The organism is Ancylomarina salipaludis, assembly GCF_004122035.1.
GTDB lineage: Bacteria > Bacteroidota > Bacteroidia > Bacteroidales > Marinifilaceae > Ancylomarina > Ancylomarina salipaludis.
The window spans coordinates 145,979-168,174 of sequence record NZ_SAXA01000006.1; the positions used below are offsets into that span (position 1 = coordinate 145,979).

At 36.6% G+C, this 22,196-nt stretch carries 17 protein-coding genes; 2 read left to right on the plus strand and 15 right to left on the minus strand.

The window, feature by feature from the left end; translation table 11 throughout:
• Positions 1–48 precede the first annotated feature (48 nt).
• From polA to EO244_RS08360, 4 genes are all read right to left on the minus strand, one after another.
• On the minus strand, positions 49–2,844 hold the full coding sequence (polA, locus tag EO244_RS08345; protein WP_129254211.1) for a DNA polymerase I: 2,796 nt from the start codon (positions 2,842–2,844) through the stop codon (positions 49–51).
• Positions 2,845–2,923: 79 nt separating this feature from the next.
• Positions 2,924–3,502, minus strand: coding sequence for an HD domain-containing protein (locus EO244_RS08350; RefSeq protein ID WP_129254212.1), 579 nt, complete (start codon positions 3,500–3,502; stop codon positions 2,924–2,926).
• A gap of 76 nt (positions 3,503–3,578) precedes the next feature.
• The gene (locus EO244_RS08355; protein ID WP_129254213.1) at positions 3,579–4,025 is read right to left on the minus strand and encodes a 6-pyruvoyl trahydropterin synthase family protein; all 447 of its coding nucleotides are present in this window, start codon (positions 4,023–4,025) and stop codon (positions 3,579–3,581) included.
• Between the two features lie 36 nt (positions 4,026–4,061).
• Positions 4,062–4,361 (minus strand): ArsR/SmtB family transcription factor, encoded by a 300-nt coding sequence (locus EO244_RS08360; protein WP_129254214.1) that lies wholly within the window; start codon positions 4,359–4,361, stop codon positions 4,062–4,064.
• 307 nt (positions 4,362–4,668) lie between these two features.
• Here EO244_RS08360 and EO244_RS08365 point away from each other — a divergent pair, with 307 nt between their 5' ends.
• Positions 4,669–5,652 carry a polyprenyl synthetase family protein gene (locus EO244_RS08365; RefSeq protein WP_129254215.1) on the plus strand — a complete coding sequence of 328 codons (984 nt, stop codon included), beginning with the start codon at positions 4,669–4,671 and terminating at the stop codon, positions 5,650–5,652.
• A gap of 35 nt (positions 5,653–5,687) precedes the next feature.
• Here EO244_RS08365 and EO244_RS08370 read toward each other — a convergent pair whose 3' ends face one another.
• The 4 genes from EO244_RS08370 to dtd form a co-directional block, all read right to left on the minus strand.
• Complete coding sequence (locus EO244_RS08370; protein WP_129254216.1) at positions 5,688–7,562, minus strand: PAS domain-containing sensor histidine kinase; 1,875 nt, start codon at positions 7,560–7,562, stop codon at positions 5,688–5,690.
• A 304-nt stretch (positions 7,563–7,866) separates the two neighbouring features.
• Entirely contained in the window at positions 7,867–8,766 is a 900-nt protein-coding gene (gene deoC, locus EO244_RS08375; RefSeq protein WP_129254217.1) for a deoxyribose-phosphate aldolase, read from the minus strand.
• 175 nt (positions 8,767–8,941) lie between these two features.
• Positions 8,942–9,277, minus strand: coding sequence for a nucleotide pyrophosphohydrolase (locus tag EO244_RS08380; RefSeq protein WP_129254218.1), 336 nt, complete (start codon positions 9,275–9,277; stop codon positions 8,942–8,944).
• A gap of 186 nt (positions 9,278–9,463) precedes the next feature.
• The gene (gene dtd / locus EO244_RS08385) at positions 9,464–9,916 is read right to left on the minus strand and encodes a D-aminoacyl-tRNA deacylase (protein WP_129254219.1); all 453 of its coding nucleotides are present in this window, start codon (positions 9,914–9,916) and stop codon (positions 9,464–9,466) included.
• 171 nt (positions 9,917–10,087) lie between these two features.
• Between dtd and EO244_RS08390 the strand changes: the two genes are divergently transcribed.
• Positions 10,088–11,071: a lipoate--protein ligase gene (locus tag EO244_RS08390; RefSeq protein ID WP_129254220.1), complete on the plus strand. Its 984-nt coding sequence runs from the start codon at positions 10,088–10,090 to the stop codon at positions 11,069–11,071.
• Between the two features lie 52 nt (positions 11,072–11,123).
• Here EO244_RS08390 and uvrC read toward each other — a convergent pair whose 3' ends face one another.
• From uvrC to EO244_RS08425, 7 genes are all read right to left on the minus strand, one after another.
• Entirely contained in the window at positions 11,124–12,926 is a 1,803-nt protein-coding gene (gene uvrC / locus EO244_RS08395; protein ID WP_241687960.1) for an excinuclease ABC subunit UvrC, read from the minus strand.
• 42 nt (positions 12,927–12,968) lie between these two features.
• Positions 12,969–14,609 (minus strand): adenine deaminase, encoded by a 1,641-nt coding sequence (gene ade, locus EO244_RS08400; protein ID WP_129254222.1) that lies wholly within the window; start codon positions 14,607–14,609, stop codon positions 12,969–12,971.
• Positions 14,610–14,811: 202 nt separating this feature from the next.
• Positions 14,812–16,689 carry a tRNA uridine-5-carboxymethylaminomethyl(34) synthesis enzyme MnmG gene (gene mnmG, locus EO244_RS08405; RefSeq protein WP_129254223.1) on the minus strand — a complete coding sequence of 626 codons (1,878 nt, stop codon included), beginning with the start codon at positions 16,687–16,689 and terminating at the stop codon, positions 14,812–14,814.
• Positions 16,690–16,825: 136 nt separating this feature from the next.
• Complete coding sequence (gene ybeY / locus EO244_RS08410) at positions 16,826–17,251, minus strand: rRNA maturation RNase YbeY (protein ID WP_129254224.1); 426 nt, start codon at positions 17,249–17,251, stop codon at positions 16,826–16,828.
• A gap of 3 nt (positions 17,252–17,254) precedes the next feature.
• Positions 17,255–17,659, minus strand: a complete 405-nt coding sequence (locus EO244_RS08415) for an ATP-binding protein (protein WP_241687961.1) — start codon at positions 17,657–17,659, stop codon at positions 17,255–17,257.
• Entirely contained in the window at positions 17,643–20,936 is a 3,294-nt protein-coding gene (locus EO244_RS08420; RefSeq protein WP_129254225.1) for a DUF4175 family protein, read from the minus strand. The genes EO244_RS08415 and EO244_RS08420 overlap by 17 nt, the downstream gene beginning before the upstream one ends.
• Positions 20,937–20,976: 40 nt before the next feature.
• A complete protein-coding gene (locus EO244_RS08425) occupies positions 20,977–22,194 on the minus strand; it encodes a murein hydrolase activator EnvC family protein (protein WP_129254226.1) in 1,218 nt (405 codons plus the stop codon).
• Positions 22,195–22,196 lie beyond the last annotated feature (2 nt).

Consider the following 22,196-nt stretch of genomic DNA (forward strand, 5'->3'; position numbering starts at 1 on the left):
GTCTGCATCAAGCAAATACCACTTTTATATTTTCTTTATTCAATCGGATCAGTGAGCCTCAAGCCAGTTTTCACCTACTCCCATCTCTACTGTTAGTGGCACGCTCAGTTTCACTGCATTTTCCATCTCTTCGCGAAGAATACGTTTCATCTGATCAAGCTCTGATTTTAAACAATCGAAATTCAATTCATCATGCACCTGAATCAGCATTTTAGACTGCATGCCTTCAGCTTTCATTCGCTTACTGATACCAATCATAGCCAACTTGATTACATCGGCTGCAGAACCTTGTACAGGCGCATTAATCGCATTTCGCTCAGCAATCGATTTCATCATCCCATTGCTGGAATTTATATCTTTCAAGTAACGACGACGGCCTTTTATAGTGACCACATATTCATTCTCTCGGGCATCATGAATTGCTTTATCCATAAAAGCTTTAACACCAGGGTAAGATTCAAAATAACCATCGATTAAAGCCTTCCCTTCCTTACGCGATATTTTCAAATTCTCGGCTAAACCAAAAGCCGAAATACCATAAATAATTCCAAAATTCGCCGACTTGGCATGCGAACGCATATCGCTGGTTACCTCCTCAATGGGAACTTTGTATATTTTTGCTGCTGTTGCCTGATGAAAATCCTCTGCCAGATTAAAAGCATCAATCATCGCCTGATCCTGACTCATATGGGCCATCAAACGCAACTCAACCTGAGAATAGTCTGCCGACAGAAAAACATGATTCTCATCTGAAGGAATAAAGGCTTTGCGCACATATCGACCTTGTGGTGTCCGAATCGGGATGTTTTGTATGTTCGGATTGGTAGAACTTAAACGACCCGTAGCTGCCTCAGCCTGATTGAATGAGGTGTGAATTCGCCCGGATTTTTTATTGATATAAGTCGGCAAAGCTTCTACATAAGTAGAAATTAACTTTTTCAGACCTCTGAAAGTAAGAATCTTCTCTATAATAGGGTGCTTGTCTTTCAGTTTGCTCAACACCTGTTCCGAAGTTGAATATTGTCCCGACTTGGTTTTCTTAGCCTGAGGATCAAGAGCCATATGTTCAAATAAAACCTCTCCCAACTGCTTAGGCGATGCCACATTAAATTCCTGACCTGCCATTTCGATAATTTCCTTCTCTATCCCTTCTACTTCAGCATTCAATTCTAATGCGTAAGACTTAAGCATCGGCACATCAATCTTCACACCTGTAAATTCCATCTCAGCCAGAACTAAAACCAAAGGCATCTCCATATTGTAGAATAGATCCAACAGATTGTTATCGGTCAATTCATTCTCCAAAACTTCAACCAACTCAAGATTTACGAGTGTCTCCTCACAATACTTATCGTGTTTAATGGGTTCCGGTTCCAACATCAGACTTAACTGCGCCTTCTTTTTCGTATCCGCTTTCTCCTCCTCTATTAATTTGTAATGAATAATGCTATCGGCAATATTTTCCAAATCATGTTTCAATTCGGGTTGAATCAAATAATGGGCAATCATGGTATCGAAAATGGCTCCTTTTAATTCAACCCCACACCAACGCAATGCCAAAATATCACGTTTAATGTCATGAGCTATTTTCAAAATTTTTTCATCTTCAAAAATAAATCGGAATTCCTGAGCCACTTTTTTTGCTTCAGATGGATCTTGAGGAAATGGAACAAAAAATGAACGGTCATTTCTGAACGCAAAAGCCAAACCTATAATTTCGGACTGATTGGGATCCGAATCGCTCAAAATTGTTCTAAATGAGAAGGATTTTTGCACACATAAATCGGCTCTCAAATCAGCTCTAACTTCCGCATTATCAAGAACAAAGAATTGTGATTTCAAATCTTTAAGCTCTCTGAGAATAACATTTTTCTCTTCTATCGGACTCTTACCCACAGATTTGGCACTGTTGGAAGCTCCATTATCAGTATTATCTATCGATTTACTATTTGCATTAGATAAAACCTTTTCTCTCAAACTGAAGAATTCCAAATCAAGAAAAACACGTCCCAAGGTGTCTTCATCGATATCTATCAATTTAAATTTATCTTCAACATAGTCTATAGGAGCATCCAAGGCAATTTTTGCTAATTCTCTCGAAAAACGAACTTGCTCTTCTGAATTCACAATATTTTCTTTTTGCTTGCCTTTTAACTTATCGGTGTTTTCGTAAATTCCATCAATAGATTTATAAGCGGCCAAAAGTTTCTGAGCCGTTTTCGGTCCAATCCCTGGACAGCCGGGAATGTTATCGGCAGAGTCACCCATCAATCCCAAATAATCAATAATCTGTTCAGGGCTTTCAAGTCCGAAATTATTTAAAATCTCAGGAATCCCCAGAACCTCTGTTTCATTTCCGGATCGCCCCGGTTTATACATGTAGATGTTTTCACTCACCAGTTGGGCATAATCCTTATCAGGGGTCATCATATAAACCGTGTAACCTTTCTTCTCTGCTTTCTTGGCTAAAGTTCCGATTACATCATCCGCCTCGTAACCTTCAACCTCAATTTCTGGAATATTAAAGCCCTTAATGATACGCTTGATATAGGGAATAGAATTTCTTAAATCATCAGGCATGGGTGGTCTGTGAGCCTTGTACTCCTCAAACATATCATGACGAAAGGTTTTACCCGGAGGATCGAAAACAACCGCTATATGCGATGGTTTTTCTTTTTCAAGTACATTCAGGAGTGTATTGGTGAACCCCAACATGGCTGAAGAATTAATACCTGTAGAGGTATATCTTGGGTTCTTGATAAAAGCGTAATACGATCGGTAGATCAATGCAAAAGCATCGAGTAAAAAAAGCTTCTTGTAAGGATTACTATCTAATGAATACATATATTCGACGTGTTTTAATGATTCGTTTCAATTATTACGAACAAAAGTAAGAGAAATATTTTGAGGCTTTCTTTTGAGTTCAATTATTATTGGTACGACTCAACCAATCCTCAATTTCCTTTAAAATGAAATCCTGGTTTAAATTTTTCCTGTAGAATTGGCTTGCAAACAGAACCAGCTTTTTAGAGCATGATAATTCAAGATCTGCCGCACAAAAATTACCAAACCGGAAAGCATCGAGAGCTAAAGCATCCTTTAAAACTTTTAATGAAAGAATAGCTTCTTCCCGATTTTCAATTTGATATTTTTCTAAATGACTCTCAAGTTCATCACTCCTTATCGCCTGACACTGCATCAGAAACCGACAGAGTTCATTATTAAAACGACTTTTGCCTAAGAAATTGTGCTCACTTAACTTTTGATACGATTTAAACCCATGATTCACATCCATCGTCTTCTCTTTTCCAATATCACTAAAAAGAGCTGAAAATTTAAGAACTTGACGCTTCTCGATACTAATCTCCACAAAATCACAAATTTTGTCAACCAACTTAAAAACCCGGTAAGCATGTTTAATCCCATAGGGTTCAAGTGGGAAAAGTGCCAATAAAGGATTCACGGGCTTTATCTGATCGAAATTGAAAGAACTTGAAATCATCGTAATTTTATTAAAACCAGGGGTACAAAAAAGTCCGGAACAAAACCGGACTTGAATTTATATATTTTATTTCGAATTAGTTATCCTCTGCAAACCATTCAGCAAAAGAAGTGGCTGTCTCGTGAAGTTTAAGGGAATGCAATTTCACTTCGGCAGGTAAACGCTTGATGATTCTTTCAGCAAAGTCAGCAATCATATTCTCACAGGTTGGCTGATAATCAAAAACAAAAAAACGTTCAAACATCTGAGGAATATTCAATTGTTCCAACATGGGTGTTCTGTCACTCAAAACAACTGCATGATCCAATTTATCAACAATTTCCTGATTCACAATTCTTTTCAAATCACCAAAATCCATCACCATCCCTAACTTCGGGTTAGCTTGATCGGTAATAGGTTCACCAATAACGGTGACATAAAGAATATAGGAATGTCCATGAATATTCTTGCACAAACCATCGTAGTTCCAAAGGGCATGTGCCATTTCGAATCGAAACTCTTTGGTTAATCTTACTTTTGCCATGAAAACGATACTTTCAAATTAGAGAAAAATGAATATTTATCCCATTGTGCATTTGCTCACACAATCAACAATATTACTTAAACTACAATGCTTCAAAAAGTAATACGTGTTTTTACCTTCACGTTTCGATTGCAAAACACCCTTATCTTTTAGAATACCCAAATGGTGCGAAGTTGTTGATTGTTCAATATTCAACAACTCATGTATTTCAGTAACTGTCAATTTCTTACCATCATCAAGATGACCCAAAATTGCAATACGCATGGGATGCGCAATTGCTTTTAGCATATTGGCAGCTTGTTCTAATTTCTCCGGTTCTAATTCGTTAATTTTCATACACTATACTTAAACTCGCATTTAATAATTATGCAAATATATAAATATATTCTATTAAGAAAGAAATCTCTCATATCGAAATAGTTAAATTTGTTAATTTGATACTAATTTATGAGTATTCTGAATAGAATATAGCCCCAAATATGCTGAATAATATCTTTTTACACAATTAACCTTCCCCTTTTCTAAATTCATAAGGATGCATTTATTCAATCATAAGACCCAATAATTTGATAAAGACCATAGGGTCTGAAAATTTATATTTTTTTTAGCTGTTGATGTCTCGAAATTTTTACCTTTGGTTTCTATGACAAAAGCTTCAACTTTAAAAACCATAAAGGCTCCTATTGAAAAAGAGTTAAAAGAGTTTAATCCCTATTTTCGCAATGCCATGCGGACTAAAGTTCGCTTGCTTGATGTTATTAACCAATATATTATCAAGAGAAAAGGGAAAGAAATCCGACCAATATTGGTCTTTTTAACAGCCAAACTTTGCGGAGAAGTCAATGCGTCGACCTATACGGCTGCAACTCTTACTCAACTTTTACACACAGCCACTTTGGTACACGATGATGTGGTTGATGAAGCATACGAAAGACGTGGATTCTTTTCGATCAATGCCCTTTGGAAATCGAAAGTTGCCGTTTTAGTTGGCGATTTCCTTCTATCCAAAGGTTTATTAATTGCTTTGGACAATGATGAATTTAAGCAACTGAAAGTTGTGTCTGAGTCTGTAAAAGAGATGAGTGAAGGGGAACTTTTACAAATTGAAAAATCGAAAAAACTAGATATCACAGAAGAGGTCTATTTTGATATTATCTATAAAAAAACAGCCAGCTTAATTGCGGCTTGTACCCAACTGGGAGCTCTTTCGGTAAATGCTGATGCCGAAACTCAGGAAAAAATGAAGCAATTTGGGGCTTATCTGGGAATAGCTTTCCAAATTAAGGACGATTTGTTTGACTATGACAAACAAGCTGCCATTGGAAAACCAACAGGCAATGATATTAAGGAAAAAAAGCTAACTCTTCCCCTTATTTCGGTTTTAAGAAACTGTACTCCCAAAGAAAAAAGATGGGCGATCAGAAGCCTCAGAAAGCATAATAAGAACAAAGACAAAGTGCAGGAATTAATTGCTTTTGTAAAAGAAAAAGGCGGAATTGATTACACACGGGAAAAGATGCTTGAATACAAAGCAAAGGCAGAAGCTATTTTGATGACCTTTCCTGATTCAGAAATCAAAAATGCCATGCTAGCCCTTGTTCATTATACGATAGACAGAGAAAAATAAAATCGATTATTAGATTTATGATTTAGAAATTGGAGTTAAGAAGTAAATCCACTCTTATTTTTGGGGACAATAAATGAGAAACAACTGCCCTCTCCATTTTCACTTTCAACCCAAATCTCACCATTGTTGCAATCAATAAATTCTTTGCAGAGAATCAGCCCAAGACCTGTTCCGGTTTCCATGGCAGTGCCTTTACTGGAATACTGATTATCCATATCAAATAATTTGGTCTGGTTTTCCTGACTAATTCCTTTCCCATCATCCTTGATGGAAAGACCATAATGCTTTTCCCGATCAAGTAGACTGATTTCAATATTCCCATACATATATGTGAATTTAACTGCATTAGCCATCAGGTTCCGAATAATTGTATCAACCATATATTTATCTGCAAAAACAGTTTTATTATGGTCCGGGTTAAAATGAATATTAATCTTCTTTTTATGAATATTTGCTTGTAGCAAATTGATATTTGACTCTACAAGTTCAATCAAATCAAACTCTTCAGGTTCACACTTTATATTTCCCCTTTGTGAACGTGACCAATCTAATAAATTCTCAAGCAAATCATACCCCTGACAAGCAGAAGCATGAATAATTTCTGCGAATTCATTAATTTCTTCTTTCGTAAGATCATCGTTTAACTGTAGAGCTTCGGAAAGTGCCCGCAAGGATCCAAATGGATTTTTTAGGTCATGAGCAATAATTGAAAAGAATTTATCCTTGGTTTTCAGAGCTTCTTCCAAAGCTTTTTCGCTCTGTTTGCGTTTGGTAACATCTCGTGCAACTGCCATGAGGTAAGGAATTTCATCTTCTTCATCAAATTCAGGAATCAGTTGCCATTCAAAAGAAATTTCACGTCCCTTCACCTCAATTGAAAAATCGATTACATCGGATATTCCGGATTCAAAAACCTTATCCATCTCTTCTTCACAAAGCTGACATAAATCGTAGGGAAAACCCATATCGTGATGTGTCTTACCTATAAAATCTTCAGGTGGAATTCCAAATACATGAAGTGAAGCAGAATTGATAAAAACGTAACGATACTCACGGTCAAATCTCATAACAAGATCAGTCGCATTTTCAACCAGAGTTCGAAATCGAATTTCACTTTCATGCAATTCTCTTTCGGTTTCCTTTCTTTCCTGGATATTTCTAAAGCTTGTGAAATATACGGTCTTATCATGATATTTAATAGGACACAAGCTACTCTCAACTGGAATGAGGTCTCCTGATTTTGTGATTAAATCTGTCTCAAAAATCGCTCCTTTTGTTTCCCGAACTTGACTCACTCTCTCTTCAAAAGTGAGAGAATTGGTCGGATCATCAATATCAAATACAGTCAATTTTGAAAATTCCTCTTTGCTATAGCCCAACATCTCATTCAACTTATCTGTAAATTTCAACACCTGCCCTTTACAATTCAAAATAAGCAATGCATCTCCCTTTGATTCAAAAAGTTGCTGATAAAACAAGTCGGTTTCTACTAAAAATGGGGCATTAGGTTCATTAGATTCAAATGAAGCAATAATATTTTTCTTACATTTTCGCTGGTTATCTGGCAACTGTGTTTGCAGAGAGTACCATACCAATTTACTGGCACGCTTCTTCAAAATTGTACAACCGGCACAAGGTTCATTCGAATTGCAAAAAACAGAATAGCATTTCTGTCCGGACGACCTATCGTCTTTATTCTTTCTAAAACTATTTGATTTTGCATCAAAAGACAGAATGTTAAAATTATGATCAATGACGCCGAATCCTTCAACCAATTTTTGATCTTCATTCAAGATGCTTTTACAAGGCAATCCCGCTTCAGTTTTATTCAACCGTTGCTTCAATTCAAAAATCTCATTTTCGAGTTCTTGAATTTTCTCAACCTTATACAAATCAGTTTTTAATTCCATTATTAAGAAAATTTATCAAAACGGCTTAAATCATATCCTAATCAACGCTTCTATCTCCCTACTTTAAATGAGTGAATCAATCATGAATTACTGGAATAACGCTCCTTTTATATTCGCTGAAATTTACCATAACTAGCCTAAAAAAACAGACAAACAGACATATTTTAATGCCAAACAGATAGTTAAACCAAAAATGAAGTTACATAATAATTCTAAAAAAACAAGTTTAAATTTTGAATAAGTAATTTTTGAGCAAAAAAAAACCGGAACAAGTCCGGTTTTTAATAACTGATTAGAATCTGATTTAGAAATACTTAATTTCTTTTTCCTCACCAGTCTCCAATTTATGAATCTCAGTAAGCAGGTTATTTGCCAAGCTTGAAGCTCCAATTCTGGACCACTTATTATTTAACCATTCCTCACCCAAGTTATTCTTCGAAATTGCATAAAACTCGATAGCATCCTTAGCTGTTGCAATTCCCCCTGCTGGTTTAAAACCAACCATTCGGCCTGTTTTCTCATAATACTCAGTAATCGCCTGAGTCATAATATAAGCTGCCTCTAATGTTGCATTCACTGGCACTTTACCTGTTGAAGTCTTGATAAAGTCAGCTCCGGCTTCCATTGCAATGATAGATGCGGTACGAATATTTTCTGCCGTTTTCAACTCCCCTGTCTCAAGGATAACTTTCAAGTGAGCCTCACCACAAGCCTCTTTCTGAATCGCAATTTCATCAAACACCGTTTGATAATGTCCTTCAAGAAAAGCTCCAATTGATATCACAATATCGATATCATTAGCTCCCTTTTCAACGGCCATTTTACATTCTAATGCCTTAACTTCAACGTATGATTGAGAAGATGGGAAAACACCTGCTACAGAAGCTATTCTAACGCCCTCAGCTTTTAAGTTTTCATTCAATGTAGGTACCTGGTATGGATATACACAAATAGCAGCCACATTTGGCATGTCAAAATCGTTCTGGAAGTTATTTACATTGTCAGCAAAACTTTTAGCCTTTGCATGCGTGTCAGTAGAGTTTAGAGTCGTTAAATCAATAAAAGAAAAATTCTTTTTAAGATTCTCAATTGTGTATAAAGCTTCAAAATCTTTATCCAAAATTGATTTGACATTTGCCTTTACTTCTGCATCGCTAATCTTAAGATCGTATGATTTTAAGATTTCTAAAATGTCTCTCTCCATAATGTAAGTAAATAATTAATAACCAGTTGCGAATCTTTATTCGCTGATTTTTCCATCAATATTCTTTCCCATAAAAGTCTGAATATTGTCTTAAGAGCACAAAACTAAGATAATTTTTACTCTTCCCCTATTTCTATAACATTAATTTATTTACACTTAGACATGGGATAAATAGCTACCTGAGTTTTTTATTATCCAAGTGTCGGTTCTTGTCCCGGGACGTTTTCTTTTCGAGGTTCTTTTTGAAAGCTTCAGTCAAATCAATTCCGGTTTGGTTGGCCAAACAAATCAATACCCAAAGGACATCGGCCATTTCATCGCCCAAATCTTTATCGGAGTCACTGGACTTAAATGATTGATCACCATATTTTCGAGCGATCAAACGGGCTACTTCACCAACTTCTTCGGTCAGAATGGCCATATTTGTCAACTCACTAAAATAACGCACACCATATTCTTTAATCCAGGCATCAACTTGTTCCTGAGCCGCTTTTATACTTAATTCGTTCATGAGTTATGAGTTATGAGTTATGAGTTATGAGTTATGAGTTATGAGTTATGAGTTATGAGTTATGAGTTATGAGTTATGAGTTATGAGTTATGAGTTATGAGTTATGAGTTTATAGGTGCAAATTTCGGGACTCCCAAGCCAATCAACAAATCATCACATCAGAAAATCAACACATCATCGTACTAACTATTCTTTGTTTTTACTGTCAATTGTAATGGTCACCGGCCCGTCATTAACCAAAGCCACCTGCATTTCGGCACCAAACTGTCCCCTTTGAGGTTTCTTTCCGCTCTCCTTTTCCAAAGCCAATAAAAATGACTCATAAAGAGGAATTGAATGGTCTGGTTTTGCAGCATTGATATAGGAAGGACGGTTCCCCTTTTTGGTGCGAGCATGCAAAGTAAACTGACTAATAGCCAGAATTCCGCCACCTATCTCTATCAAGGATTTGTTCATAACACCTGCTTCATCGTCGAATATTCTTAGATTACAAATCTTCTTACAAAGCCAATCAATATCTTCTTGTCCATCGGAATTTTCAATCCCCACTAAAATCATAAGTCCCTTTCCTATTTCTCCAATAACTTGATTTTCGACTTCTACCGAAGCCCGGCTCACTCTTTGAATGACTACACGCATTTTCTTATATTTTAAAATTCCGATTAACAAAGTTAAATCTTTGTTCCTGCATCCCATCATCACAACTCAAAATTTACTATTAAAACTGAATCTAAATAACTATTATCAAATTTATTCAGCATATTTGTATAAAATGGTTTAAAAATTAAAGATTCAAAATTTAAATAATACATGTTCTATTATATCAGCAAAAGCAATCAAGCCGCCTTTAATCAAGCAACAGAAGAATACTTCCTGAAAAATTTCGAGGAAAATTTCTATATACTTTACCGAAATAAAGCGGCCATTGTTATTGGGAAACATCAGAATGCTCTGGCTGAAATTAATTTGGACAAATGTGAAGAACAAAATATTGAAATTGTCCGTCGCCTTTCTGGTGGCGGGACTGTTTTTCATGATGAAGGCAACTTAAACTATTGCTTTATCAGCAAAGGTGAAAAAGGCGAATTGATCAATTTCAGAAAATACTCACAACCCGTAATAGATGTCCTCCAAAGTTTAGGTGTAGATGCCAAATTCGAAGGTAAAAGTGATCTGACCATTGAAGGAATGAAATTTTCAGGTAATGCCTCCCATATCTACCGAAACAAAGTGATGCAGCATGGCACGATGCTTTTCTCAAGCGATTTAAGCCGCTTGAACAGCCTTTTGAAGGTGAACCCACTTAAGTTTCGTGACAGAGGTGTCCGATCCATTAGAAGCCGGGTAACCAATATCAGCGAGCATCTATCCACTCCACTGCTTATTGATGAATTGCAAAACAAAATCATTCGTCACGTTCAAAGTCAATTTCCGGAGATTAAGGCATACGAACTAACAGAATCAGATCATGAGGCTATTCAGAAGCTGATGGAAGAAAAATACCTGAAATGGGAATGGAATTTTGGCTACTCACCCAAATACAAATTTGAAAGACTCATTGGTTTTGACAATGGAAATATATTAGAAATAGAGCTTGACATCGAAAAGGGCCGAATTTCAAAAGCTGAAATTTTAGGTAATTGCATTAAAAAAGAAAAAATTGCCGAACTCGAAAACAACCTAATCAGCATCCCCCACCACAAGGAAAGTTTAATACAGGTATTGAGCCATTTGAATATGCAAGATTACTTTGATCAGTTAGAAACTGAAGAGTTGATTCATGCCATCTTTTAAAAAAAATAAGCACATCGTTTAAAAGATGAATATCAACTACAATTAACAACATCTAATTAAAATGATGCCAAAGCTTTACAGCTTTCGATTTACCAATACATTTTTCAAGATCTTCCAAACTGGTTTTCTTTATATTTTCTACTGATTTAAAAGTCGAAATCAAGCTCTGTTTTGTCTTAGGACCAATTCCAGAGACCTCGTCCAGTTCTGAAGTGATAAAGGCTTTCGATCGTTTCTGTCTGTGAAAGGTAATCGCAAATCGGTGCGATTCATTTCTCAGATGCTGAATCACTTTCAAACTTTCTGAATTCTTATCTAAATACAGAGGGTAAGGATCACCAGGAAAGAAGATCTCTTCCAAACGTTTTGCAATCCCGACAACTGCTACTTTCCCCCTTAGATCAAGTTTTTCAAGTGAGTTTAGAGCTGCCCCCAATTGCCCTTTCCCGCCGTCAATCACGATTAACTGAGGTAATGATTTCTCCTCCTCCAATAAGCGCTTATACCGTCTGTAAATGATCTCTTCCATCGAGGCAAAGTCGTTGGCCCCAACCACCGTTTTAATATTAAAATGTCGGTAATCTTTTTTGTAGGGTTTTGCATTACGAAAAACCACACAGGAAGCAACAGGATGCGTTCCCTGAATATTCGAATTATCAAAACACTCAATATGAACAGGCAATTCTTTAAGGCGAAAATCTTTTTTCATCCCCTCCACGATTCTATCGGAATGTTTCTTCGGTTGTCTTTTTTCAAGCTGTTTCAATTTTTCCTGACGGAAATACTTCACATTGCGTAATGACAAATCTAAAAGCTTCTTCTTATCGCCTCTTTGAGGGACTGTAAAACCCACATTATGCATTGAAAGATCTAAAGGGAAAGGCACAATAATTTCTTTAGCTGTACTAAAAATCTTTTGACGAATTTCAACAATTCCCATCACCAAAAGCTCTTCCTCACTTTCATCCAATTTTTTCTTAATCTCTATAGTGTGAGCCTGAATAATCGCTCCATTTACAAGCTTTAGAAAATTAACGTAGGCCGTGTCCTCATCAGCCAAAATAGAATAAACATCAATATTATCAATCGTAGGACTTACAATCGTTGATTTACTCCTGTATTTCTCAAGAAGATCTAACTTCTCCTTAATTAAATGTGCGTCCTCATATTTATAATCGAGAGCTAAGGCCTGCATTTTTTCCTGAAGAAAATCCGTTACATTTTTAATATTCCCTTTAAGAATATGACGTATTTCAGCTATAGTCTGATGGTATTCTTCAAATGATTCATTCCCTACACAAGGTCCCTTGCAATTCCCAATATGATACTCCAGACAAACCTTAAATTTCCCCTGCGAAACACTTTTTTCATCAAGTTTAAGATTGCAAGTTCTCAGCTTGTATAATGACCGAATTAAATCCATAAGCGTTCTCACCATCCGAACACTGGTATAAGGACCAAAATATTCAGATCCGTCTTTTACCAATTGCCGTGTAATATGAACTCTTGGGAAAGTCTCTTTTTTAATACAAATCCAGGGGTAGGACTTATCATCCTTTAGAAGGATATTATAGCGAGGCTGATGCTTTTTAATCAGATTATTCTCAAGCAAAAGAGCATCTTCTTCCGTTTCTACAACCAGGTGTTTGATATCTGCGATCTTTTTCACCATCACATTCGTTTTGGCAATATCATGCACCTTATTGAAATAGGACGCAACACGCCTTTTCAATCGTTTCGCCTTTCCAACGTAAATAATCTTTTCATGTTCATCAAAAAATTGATAAACCCCGGGTTCATCCGGTAAAGCTGCAACCCGTTCTTTTAAGCGAACAATGTGTTTGTTTTCTACCACAAATATTAAATTCTAATGGATACCGAGACAATATAAACAAGACTATTCACAATACAAATCAATCAACTTAAATTGCTCAACATCAAAAAGCCCTTTATCTGAAAGTTTCAATTTAGGTATAACCAGTAAAGACATAAAAGCCAGTGTCATAAATGGAGAATGAAAGCTACTACCAAAACCTCGGGTAAAATCAGAAAGCTTTTTATAATCCGACAGCAAATCCTCCCCTCTTTTGTTCGACATCAAACCTGCAACATCCAACTTCACAAACCGAGACAATTCAGAATCTGAAGCAACCATCCCACCCTTCATTCTTATAAGCTTGTTCAAGGCACTCAATATATCTGCATCATTAGTTCCTACAGCAATAATATTATGACTGTCGTGTGCAACACTTCCCGATATTGCGCCTCTTTTAAAACCAAACCCCTTAACAAAACCTACAACAGGTTTATCATTATTGTAACGACTCATCACAACCATCTTTAAAAGATCCTGTTCTATATCCGAAACAAATTGACCATCCTCAGTTTTGGGACGTCCTTGTGTCCACCCTGTCAATAAATCACCATCATTTACCGCCATTACGTGCACATCACAATCCTTGGCTTTAATTTGAATATCCTCAAGACCAATTTCTTTTCGATAGAAATTATTTAAAAGGATTTCGTTATGACTATCGAAGAGCACCTCTCCATTATTATAAACGCACACGCCTTTCATATAAGACGACTGCACCTGAAATGAGTCTAAATCATCAATCACAATAAAATCTCCAGAGTCCCCCAGTTGAAGTAATCCTAAATCCAGACCATAATGTCTAATGGCATTATAGGAGCCTGCCCGTAATAAATTAAAGATATCACATCCTTTATTTAAACCTCTTCGAATAAGATGATCAATATGCCCTCTTTCAAATAAATCATCGGGATGCGTATCATCCGTACACAACATGACCCGATCCGGATGCGTATCAATCAGAGAATAGAGAGCTTCAAAATTTTTAGCAGCACTCCCCTCTCTTATCTGTATCATCATTCCTAAACGGATCTTATTAATAGCCTCCTCCAAAGTCGAACATTCATGATCAGCAGAGATACCTGCAGCAACATACTTTCTCAAATCCTCTCCATTTACACCTGGAGCGTGTCCGTCGACTTTCTTGCCTAAGCGCTTCGTTGCAACAATTTTTTTCATGATATCCAAATCACCCCGAATGACTCCAGGATAATCCATAACTTCTGCCAAACAAACAACCTCTTCACGTTTCAGCAAACTTTCGACCTTGTTTGGCCCCAAAACAAACCCGGAAGTCTCAAAAGAAGTCGCAGGAACACAAGATGGCACGCCAAAACGAATTTCAAGCGGGGTCTTACGTGCATCATTAATCATGAAATCTATCCCAATTTCACCCAGAACATTTGCAATCTCATGAGGATCGGTCACTACGCCTAATGTTCCTTTCCTAACAATTAAATCAGCAAAACGACTTGGAATTAAAAGTGAACTTTCTATATGCACATGTGAGTCAACCAAACCTGGGAGGATATAACAATCGGGTGCAAATTCAAGTTCCTTGATCGAAGCAATCTTTCCTTCCCTAATCTCAAGCTCTCCCTTATATATCCTTTTTGCAACAACATCAACAATATTTCCGGCAATAGTAAAATTCGACTTATCCATATCATTTAATTTTTCAAATTATAATACAAGATACTCAAGTATCCAATTAAAAAGAATTGTAATTAAAACAAAGCTGTGTTTCTGTACACAATCCTTTATGCCAAAAGCTCGAAAACACCCATCTCATAATCAAGACAAGGCACTTTCGAGCTCTTCAAAGGGCGTTTGTAAGATAAACCACCCTAGCGTTCCACGTGGAACATTAACGTCCCATAAGGACTAAAAGCACGTTTACATCACTAGGTGAAACACCGGGAATACGTGAAGCCTGCCCTATTGTTTCAGGTCTGATCTTATCTAATTTCTGACGCGCTTCAGTTGATAAAGATTGTAATGTTGTGTAATCAAAACGATCAGTAATCACGATCCTCTCAAGTCGGGTCAGCTTATCAGCAATTAGTTTTTCACGCTCAATATAACCTGAGTACTTTATTAAAACTTCAGCGGCTTCAACAATCTCATCTCTTCTATTGGGAATTGAATCTACAATTTCTTTTAAAGGCAGAATTGTTTCAATCAAGTCAGAAATATGAACTTGAGGTCTCAAAACGACATCGTACAATTTCACACCTTGCTTAAGCGGACTTGTTCCCAAATCTTCTAAAACAGCATTGATGTATTTGGGTTTTACTCCAAATTCCTGACAAAAATAGATCAGCTTATTGCGATACTCGATTTTCTGAGTCAATAAATCCATACGATCCTGACCTGCTAAACCCAACTGATAAGCACGTGGTGTCAGTCTCATATCGGCATCATCCTGTCTCAAAAGAATACGATATTCTGCACGAGAAGTAAACATACGGTAAGGTTCATCAACACCTTTTGTCACCAAATCATCAATTAGAACACCAATATAGGCTTCATCCCGTTTTAAAGTAAATGGCTCTTTCCCCTGAACTTTCAGACTCGCATTTATTCCTGCAATTATCCCTTGAGCTCCAGCCTCCTCATAGCCTGTTGTTCCATTAATCTGACCAGCAAAATAAAGATTTTCTATCAGCTTTGTTTCCAAAGTATGATGCAACTGTGTTGGAGCGAAATAATCGTATTCAATAGCATATCCCGGACGATACATTTTCACATTCTCCAATCCCGGCACTTTCTTTAATCCATTCAATTGAATATCCCAAGCTAAACTTGAAGAGAAGCCATTGATATAGTATTCATGTGTTGTTTCCCCCTCTGGTTCCAAAAACAAAAGATGTTCATTTTTCTCAGCAAAAGTGGTCAACTTCGATTCGATACTTGGGCAATAACGCGGTCCTGTACTTTGAATGGTTCCATCGTACATCGGCGATTCATCAAAACCAAGTTCCAATTCAGAATGGACCTCAGGATTGGTATAAGTAATATAACAGGGACGTTGAATCAACTCCTTATCCACATGATTATTCAAATATGAAAATTGATGAAAATCCTCTTCCCCATCCTGTCGCTTCATTACTGAAAAATCAATACTTCGGCCATCAAGACGAGCAGGTGTTCCTGTCTTCATACGACCAACTTCAAATCCTACAGATTTCAATTGCTCACTAATACCAAACGAAGCCGGTTCAGATGAACGGCCTCCCATCTCTTGTTTTTTGCCTACATGCATCAAACCATTCAGGAAAGTACCATTGGTTAAAACAACCGTTTTTGATTTAATATCAACTCCCAGTTTTGTTTTAACACCAATCACCTTTTCATCTTCGAAGAGAAGTCCCACTACAGCATCCTGCCACATATCTAAATTATCGGTATTCTCAACAACGCGTCTCCATTCTGAAGAAAAAACCATACGGTCGCATTGTGCTCTTGGACTCCACATAGCGGGTCCTTTCGAACGATTCAGCATTCTAAATTGAATGGATGACCTATCGGTAACAATACCTGTATATCCTCCCAATGCATCAATCTCTCGCACAATCTGTCCTTTGGCAATTCCACCAATAGCAGGATTACAAGACATTTGTGCAATCTTATTCATATCCATGGTGATCAGAAGCACCGATGAACCTAAATTGGCTGCTGCCGTTGCGGCCTCACATCCTGCATGGCCAGCACCAACTACTATAACATCATATTCAGCTAACATATACACTTTCAGTATTTTACACCTGCAATTCTCATCAAAAAACAGGGTAATATATTAGATATCAACTCTTTAAAAGCCTTAAGAAGACTGTGTAAAAAGCTAATAATCAATTTTTTAATTCAAAAATTTCACAAATTTAATGAATCTTGGAAAGTAAAGCTAATGATTCATCCTCCTTTTGGGTCATTATTTCCTGATCCTCATCACATTTATCATCAATCCCAAGTAAGTGAAGGACACCGTGCACAATCACCCGATGTAATTCCTCTAAGAAATCAACCTGATATTCTTGAGCATTATCACGTACAGTATCTACAGAAATAAATAAATCACCTGATATGATATCCGCAACTGTGTAATCAAAGGTGATAATATCTGTAAAGTAATCGTGATTCAAGTGTTCACGATTCATCTCCAACAAATAATTATCAGAACAAAAATAATAATTAATCTCCCCTATTTCGCAATCGAAATTTTCTACCACTTGAGAGATCCACAAACTGACTCTTTCCTGATTAATTTCAGGCATTTCAGTTTCACACGTATTGTAACTTATCTGCATTTATTATAGATTGAAAACCATTTTAACATGTCGGCCCTCAGCACTATAGTGTACAGAGTCGGCCAAATGGTTCATCAAAAATACGCCTCTTCCGTGAGTTTTCTCAATATTTTCGGGAAGAGTTGGGTCAGGAACGCATAAAAAGTCAAATCCATCACCTTCATCCTTGATGACACAGGAGATACAGCGCTTGCTCACCCGAAAATGAATTGTAACATTTTTCTTGTGATCGAGCTTATTACCATGCAAAATAGCATTATTTACAGCCTCCAAAACGGCCAATGAAATTTTCTCGGAAGCTTCTGGGCTAATTTGATAATGTGAAGACAGGTTACTAATTAGATTCTCGACACGCTTCAAATAATGCATACGAGAAGGAACTCTTAATAAGTTATCTGCTTTTGCCATCGTTCAATCGAATAAGATAATCCAAATAAATTTTATTGTAGTAGTCTATGAGTTTCACATTCGAATCATTAAACAAATCATCGAAGTCAGTATCTGTTTTCTTATACTTAAATATAGCTTTAGGGTTACTCAATTTATGATTTTGTCCCGATTTACTTTCCCTTTTTTTATCAAAATCCTTCTCGCGTGATGCATTTTCTGCCTCCAACAATCGCGTCATGATTTGATTCTGACGAATAATAGTCTGCCGATTAACCGAAAAATTAGAGATCTCGCGTTCCGTTTGCTCCATCATCTTCATAACGTCTCTTAATATCTTTTCGGTCTGCTCGCCATGCCCTCCATGCTGAATCATCTCATTCATCTTCTGCTTAAACATCTCTTGTTCTTGCAGGTATTTTCCTAACTTTTCACTCTTCTGTCCAGCCTTTCCTTCCCCATCCTTCAGCCCTTGAATCATTTGTTCAAGCATCTTTTTTAAGGATTCCTGCTGCGACTTCATCCCCGAAAAAGAGGGGGTTTTACCTTTTTTATCGCCAAGCTGACTCCCCGGCATACCATTGGCCATTTGTTCAAGCAATTGTTTGAGTGCTTCTGATAAAAATACAGCCAACTCATTAATCTCGGTCATCGATTTTTGTTGAGTCACCTGAGCCTGATAAACTCTGTGATCATTCAACTCGTCTAAACTTTGACTCAAAAAGTCTTCCAATTCGAAAATTCTATTCCCAATAAGAGCAGCAACCTGAGGTGTACGACTCGATAAAGACAATAAAGAATCCTGTAATAATTGATACTCTTCATTCAAAACCCCTTGCCTGTCAATAATACTGACATATAATGGATTAAGGTAGTTTATTTTTTTCAAATCTAAAATAAGCTTTTCTTGTTGAAAAGAAAAATCGATAAGATTATGCAGTAATTTACTCAACATGTCGGTATCAATACTCAATTGCATTGACATATTTCCCGCCATGGCAGAAGTCAGTTTTTGAGCTATTTCAGATTGTTGTTGGGAACTTGTCTGCATGCTCTTTCCGGCTTTACCCATTTTATTTTCTCTCAACTGATCAAGACTTTCCTGCATGCTCTTCTCAATGGCATTTTTCTCATTCTGAAAATCGCTGAGTTGATATGGCTTCTCAATTCCGGAATTTTTTTTCAACAATTCTTCCAGGTCCTTTTCTATTCGTTCCCACTGCATTTTTGCACTCACTTGTTTTCGAATGGTAGATTCCTGGTCTTTTCGTTTCGATTGAGAAAGCGCTTTTTGTTCCTGAGCTAATTTCTCGATGCGTGAAGAAAGTTGTTTAATGCCTAATTCAATTTCGTAACGTTCTAATAATTGAAGATTGCGATCGAGTTGCTTCTGAAAATCTGTCATAGACATTTTCAATTGATTACCCAATTTATTTATCTTTTCTCTATCCAGATTTTCTGACAGTTTATTAAACTCTTCGAAAAGTTTTTTCAACTCATCGTCCATAATTTTATCCATCAGCTCTTCAATCTTCTTTTGCTTATCAAGAAGTAAGGAATCCTGCAAACCAGCAGCCTTCATAAGCTGATTTTTACGGGCATTATCCTTCTTAATTTCTTTTAAGAGATTCTCAAGCTGCTTTTTTTGGGCTTCAATCTCATTAAACATTTGATTTTGTTGCCATTGATCACTCGAATTATCCAATAAACTTTTCTGCAATTTGAGGACATCCTGTTGAATTGAGCTGGATATTTCCCGAGTCTGATCAATCTTACGACTTAAGCTGTCTTGAATATGAGAATTGAGTTCATAAACTTGTTCGGCACTTGGCAAATAAAAATTTAAAAAATCGGATCGGGTACTTTTGGGTTTATGAATTGCATCATTATCGAAAACTTCAAAATAATATTGTACCTGACTTCCCTGGGGTAAATTCAAGGATGAAAAATCGAAAGCAAAATAAAATTCCTGACGCGTTATGTTTTTTTGAATTGGCACGGGCAAAAACCTGACTTCCTCGTCTTGTGGTTTAAATACGAAACGTAATTTGCTAAAACCATAATCATCCTTTATAATACCTTTAAAATAATAAACCGAAGCAGATACCGAATCGATTTGCATGCTTACTCCTATTGTTGGGAATTGATCGGGTAAAGCCTCCAGCTGATAACGGGCGTATATGGATTGGGGATAATCAGAGTTTGCAAGGCTAATTGTATAAGTGTCTGATTCCAAAAATTGATCCGTGTACTCCAATCTTGTACTAGGTGCAAAAACGAAAGTATCTTTTTTTATAAAACGCAAACCAATACTATCTGCATTATAAGCCTTTATAAGCCATGTTAATTCTGAACCGACAGGAAAGCTCACATCCCCTATTTGTTTCTCTGTATGGCTTGGTAAATTCGTGTATGAAGGTGGCTGAATACTTATCTCCATCAGCTCCAGCAAGGGTTTTGATTTTACACGCAACTGATAAGTTGAAGATTTGATTTTTCCCGATTCTAATGAAAAGAATAACTCCGAATTGATATTTCGAAACTCATAGGTGAACCTCCCTGCATTATCAGAAAGCATCAAATATTTTTGCCCGCCATAAATCAGCTCAACCGACTCCGGGCTATATTTACCATCCGTATGAAGGCTTAAAAGGAAATCTGATCCTTTTTCAGCAATCAATTCGCTATCAATAACAAATTCAAAATCAGCTGGCGCTTTATAATCCTTTCGAAAATGCATCAAGCGCTGATTGCTACTGGGATAAAAATCAGGGAAAGCAAAATAAATAATTAAACAAAATAGTACAACGCCCGACAAATATTTGAAATAAATATAAGCATCCTTAAAAGAGATACTCTCACGAAAAGACAGGACACTTAAAGAGGCAATACGTTGGTTAATGCTGGCAATAAGCAAGGCATTATCCTCAGGATGATCCAAAGCATTTTCACTAAGCTCATAAGTATTCAACAAACGATCTTCGAGTTCGGGAAAATGTGAGGAGATCAGTAAAATTGCTTTTCGATATGAGATCCGAGAACCTTTATAAAGCAAACCCCTTAATGGAAAAACAATAAGGGCAATGAAAACAAAAAGCTGTAAACTGGATCCTATGAGAATCAGAATAGTCTTAATTCGGGCTGACAGGTACAAATGATATTCAAAAACACTTATGCCCAAATAGAGTACAATCAAAAACAAGATTGTAAGCAGAAAACCTCTTAAAAGTTGATACTGGTAATACTTTCGAATAAAATTATCCAGTTTCTCAATAAATATCTCGCGATTGGATTCCATTCACTTGAATATAGATAAGCTGATTTAAGACCGTAACCGACTACTGCTTAAGTAACCATAATGAGGGATTAAGCTTTGTCGTTTCTTTCCACATCTGAAACTTCAAGATAGTCTGATTTTCCTTCTCATCAGTATAAACCACCCCGATTTCCTGTTTTGCCGAGACCAAATCACCCTTTTTCACCATCACCCTAGCAAGGTTGGAATAAACAGTCATATAATCACCATGCTTAATAATAACAACCATATTCAGTCCGGGCATAGATAAAATATGAGTGACTTCTCCTTTAAAAATTGAACGACAAATAGATTGTGGCTTGGTTGTGATATCAATCCCATCGTTGTTGACTCTCACATGTTTTAATACAGGATGTGCATGCTGTCCAAAATTCTGAGAAATAAATCCAGTTGGGGTTGGCCAGGGAAACTTACCCATATTCTGACCAAAATTCTCACCAAGTGCTTTCTCTTCGGGGGTTAAACCATAGGCCCCGCTTACATTTTTTTTCTTCTTAGCCAGACGAGCCTGTTCTGCAATAATTTTGCGAATTTCCTTCTCGAGTTTTTTATCATTATTGCGTTGAATTGCCAAATTCCTACGAAGCGTTTTTTCCTTCTTTTTTAATTGCGAAAGAACACCTGATTGTTGATTTTTTTGTGATGATAAGTTTTCTGAGGCCTTTGTATTTAAAGCCAATAAGACTTGTTTTTCTTTTTTGGCAAGCTTTAAACCATCCAGTTTCAAATCAAGCTTCACCTTTGTTTCTACCAATTCCTCACCACGTTTACGGGTAAATTCAGAAAACTGCTGCAAATACTTATACCTCTTATAAGCCTGATTGAAATCTTTTGAGGCAAATAAAAACATGAGTTTATCACGCGAGTTCTTTTGACGGTGTGCATACAGAATCAGCTTTTCGTACTGTTTTTGAAGCTGATTATATTTCTGCTCTAAACCTGAAATTTCAGCCTTTGTTTTACCTATTTTAGAATCCGTATAATCCAGTTCTTTTTGAATATTATCGATCATATTCTCCTGGAGCTTAATCTTCCTACTAAGAACTGATAAGAGTCCCAAACTGGCTTCTTGTTTCTTTTGGGTCGTTTGAAGTAATTTCTGGGTATAGGCGATATCTTTCGCATTTTGCTCCTTTTGCTTTTTTAGTTTAGATATATCTTGTGCATATACCGAACAATTCAGCAATAAAAAACTAACAATGAAAAATAGAATTAACTTCTGACTTTTAAGAAATTCCATAG

Bases quoted from the DNA above. Each gene is read 5' to 3' on its own strand.
- polA (WP_129254211.1), bottom strand. From the start codon at position 2,844: ATGTATTCATTAGATAGTAATCCTTACAAGAAGCTTTTTTTACTCGAT.
- EO244_RS08350 (WP_129254212.1), bottom strand. From the start codon at position 3,502: ATGATTTCAAGTTCTTTCAATTTCGATCAGATAAAGCCCGTGAATCCT.
- EO244_RS08355 (WP_129254213.1), bottom strand. From the start codon at position 4,025: ATGGCAAAAGTAAGATTAACCAAAGAGTTTCGATTCGAAATGGCACAT.
- EO244_RS08360 (WP_129254214.1), bottom strand. From the start codon at position 4,361: ATGAAAATTAACGAATTAGAACCGGAGAAATTAGAACAAGCTGCCAAT.
- EO244_RS08365 (WP_129254215.1), top strand. From the start codon at position 4,669: ATGACAAAAGCTTCAACTTTAAAAACCATAAAGGCTCCTATTGAAAAA.
- EO244_RS08370 (WP_129254216.1), bottom strand. From the start codon at position 7,562: ATGGAATTAAAAACTGATTTGTATAAGGTTGAGAAAATTCAAGAACTC.
- deoC (WP_129254217.1), bottom strand. From the start codon at position 8,766: ATGGAGAGAGACATTTTAGAAATCTTAAAATCATACGATCTTAAGATT.
- EO244_RS08380 (WP_129254218.1), bottom strand. From the start codon at position 9,277: ATGAACGAATTAAGTATAAAAGCGGCTCAGGAACAAGTTGATGCCTGG.
- dtd (WP_129254219.1), bottom strand. From the start codon at position 9,916: ATGCGTGTAGTCATTCAAAGAGTGAGCCGGGCTTCGGTAGAAGTCGAA.
- EO244_RS08390 (WP_129254220.1), top strand. From the start codon at position 10,088: ATGTTCTATTATATCAGCAAAAGCAATCAAGCCGCCTTTAATCAAGCA.
- ade (WP_129254222.1), bottom strand. From the start codon at position 14,609: ATGGATAAGTCGAATTTTACTATTGCCGGAAATATTGTTGATGTTGTT.
- mnmG (WP_129254223.1), bottom strand. From the start codon at position 16,689: ATGTTAGCTGAATATGATGTTATAGTAGTTGGTGCTGGCCATGCAGGA.
- ybeY (WP_129254224.1), bottom strand. From the start codon at position 17,251: ATGCAGATAAGTTACAATACGTGTGAAACTGAAATGCCTGAAATTAAT.
- EO244_RS08415 (WP_241687961.1), bottom strand. From the start codon at position 17,659: ATGGCAAAAGCAGATAACTTATTAAGAGTTCCTTCTCGTATGCATTAT.
- EO244_RS08420 (WP_129254225.1), bottom strand. From the start codon at position 20,936: ATGGAATCCAATCGCGAGATATTTATTGAGAAACTGGATAATTTTATT.
- EO244_RS08425 (WP_129254226.1), bottom strand. From the start codon at position 22,194: ATGGAATTTCTTAAAAGTCAGAAGTTAATTCTATTTTTCATTGTTAGT.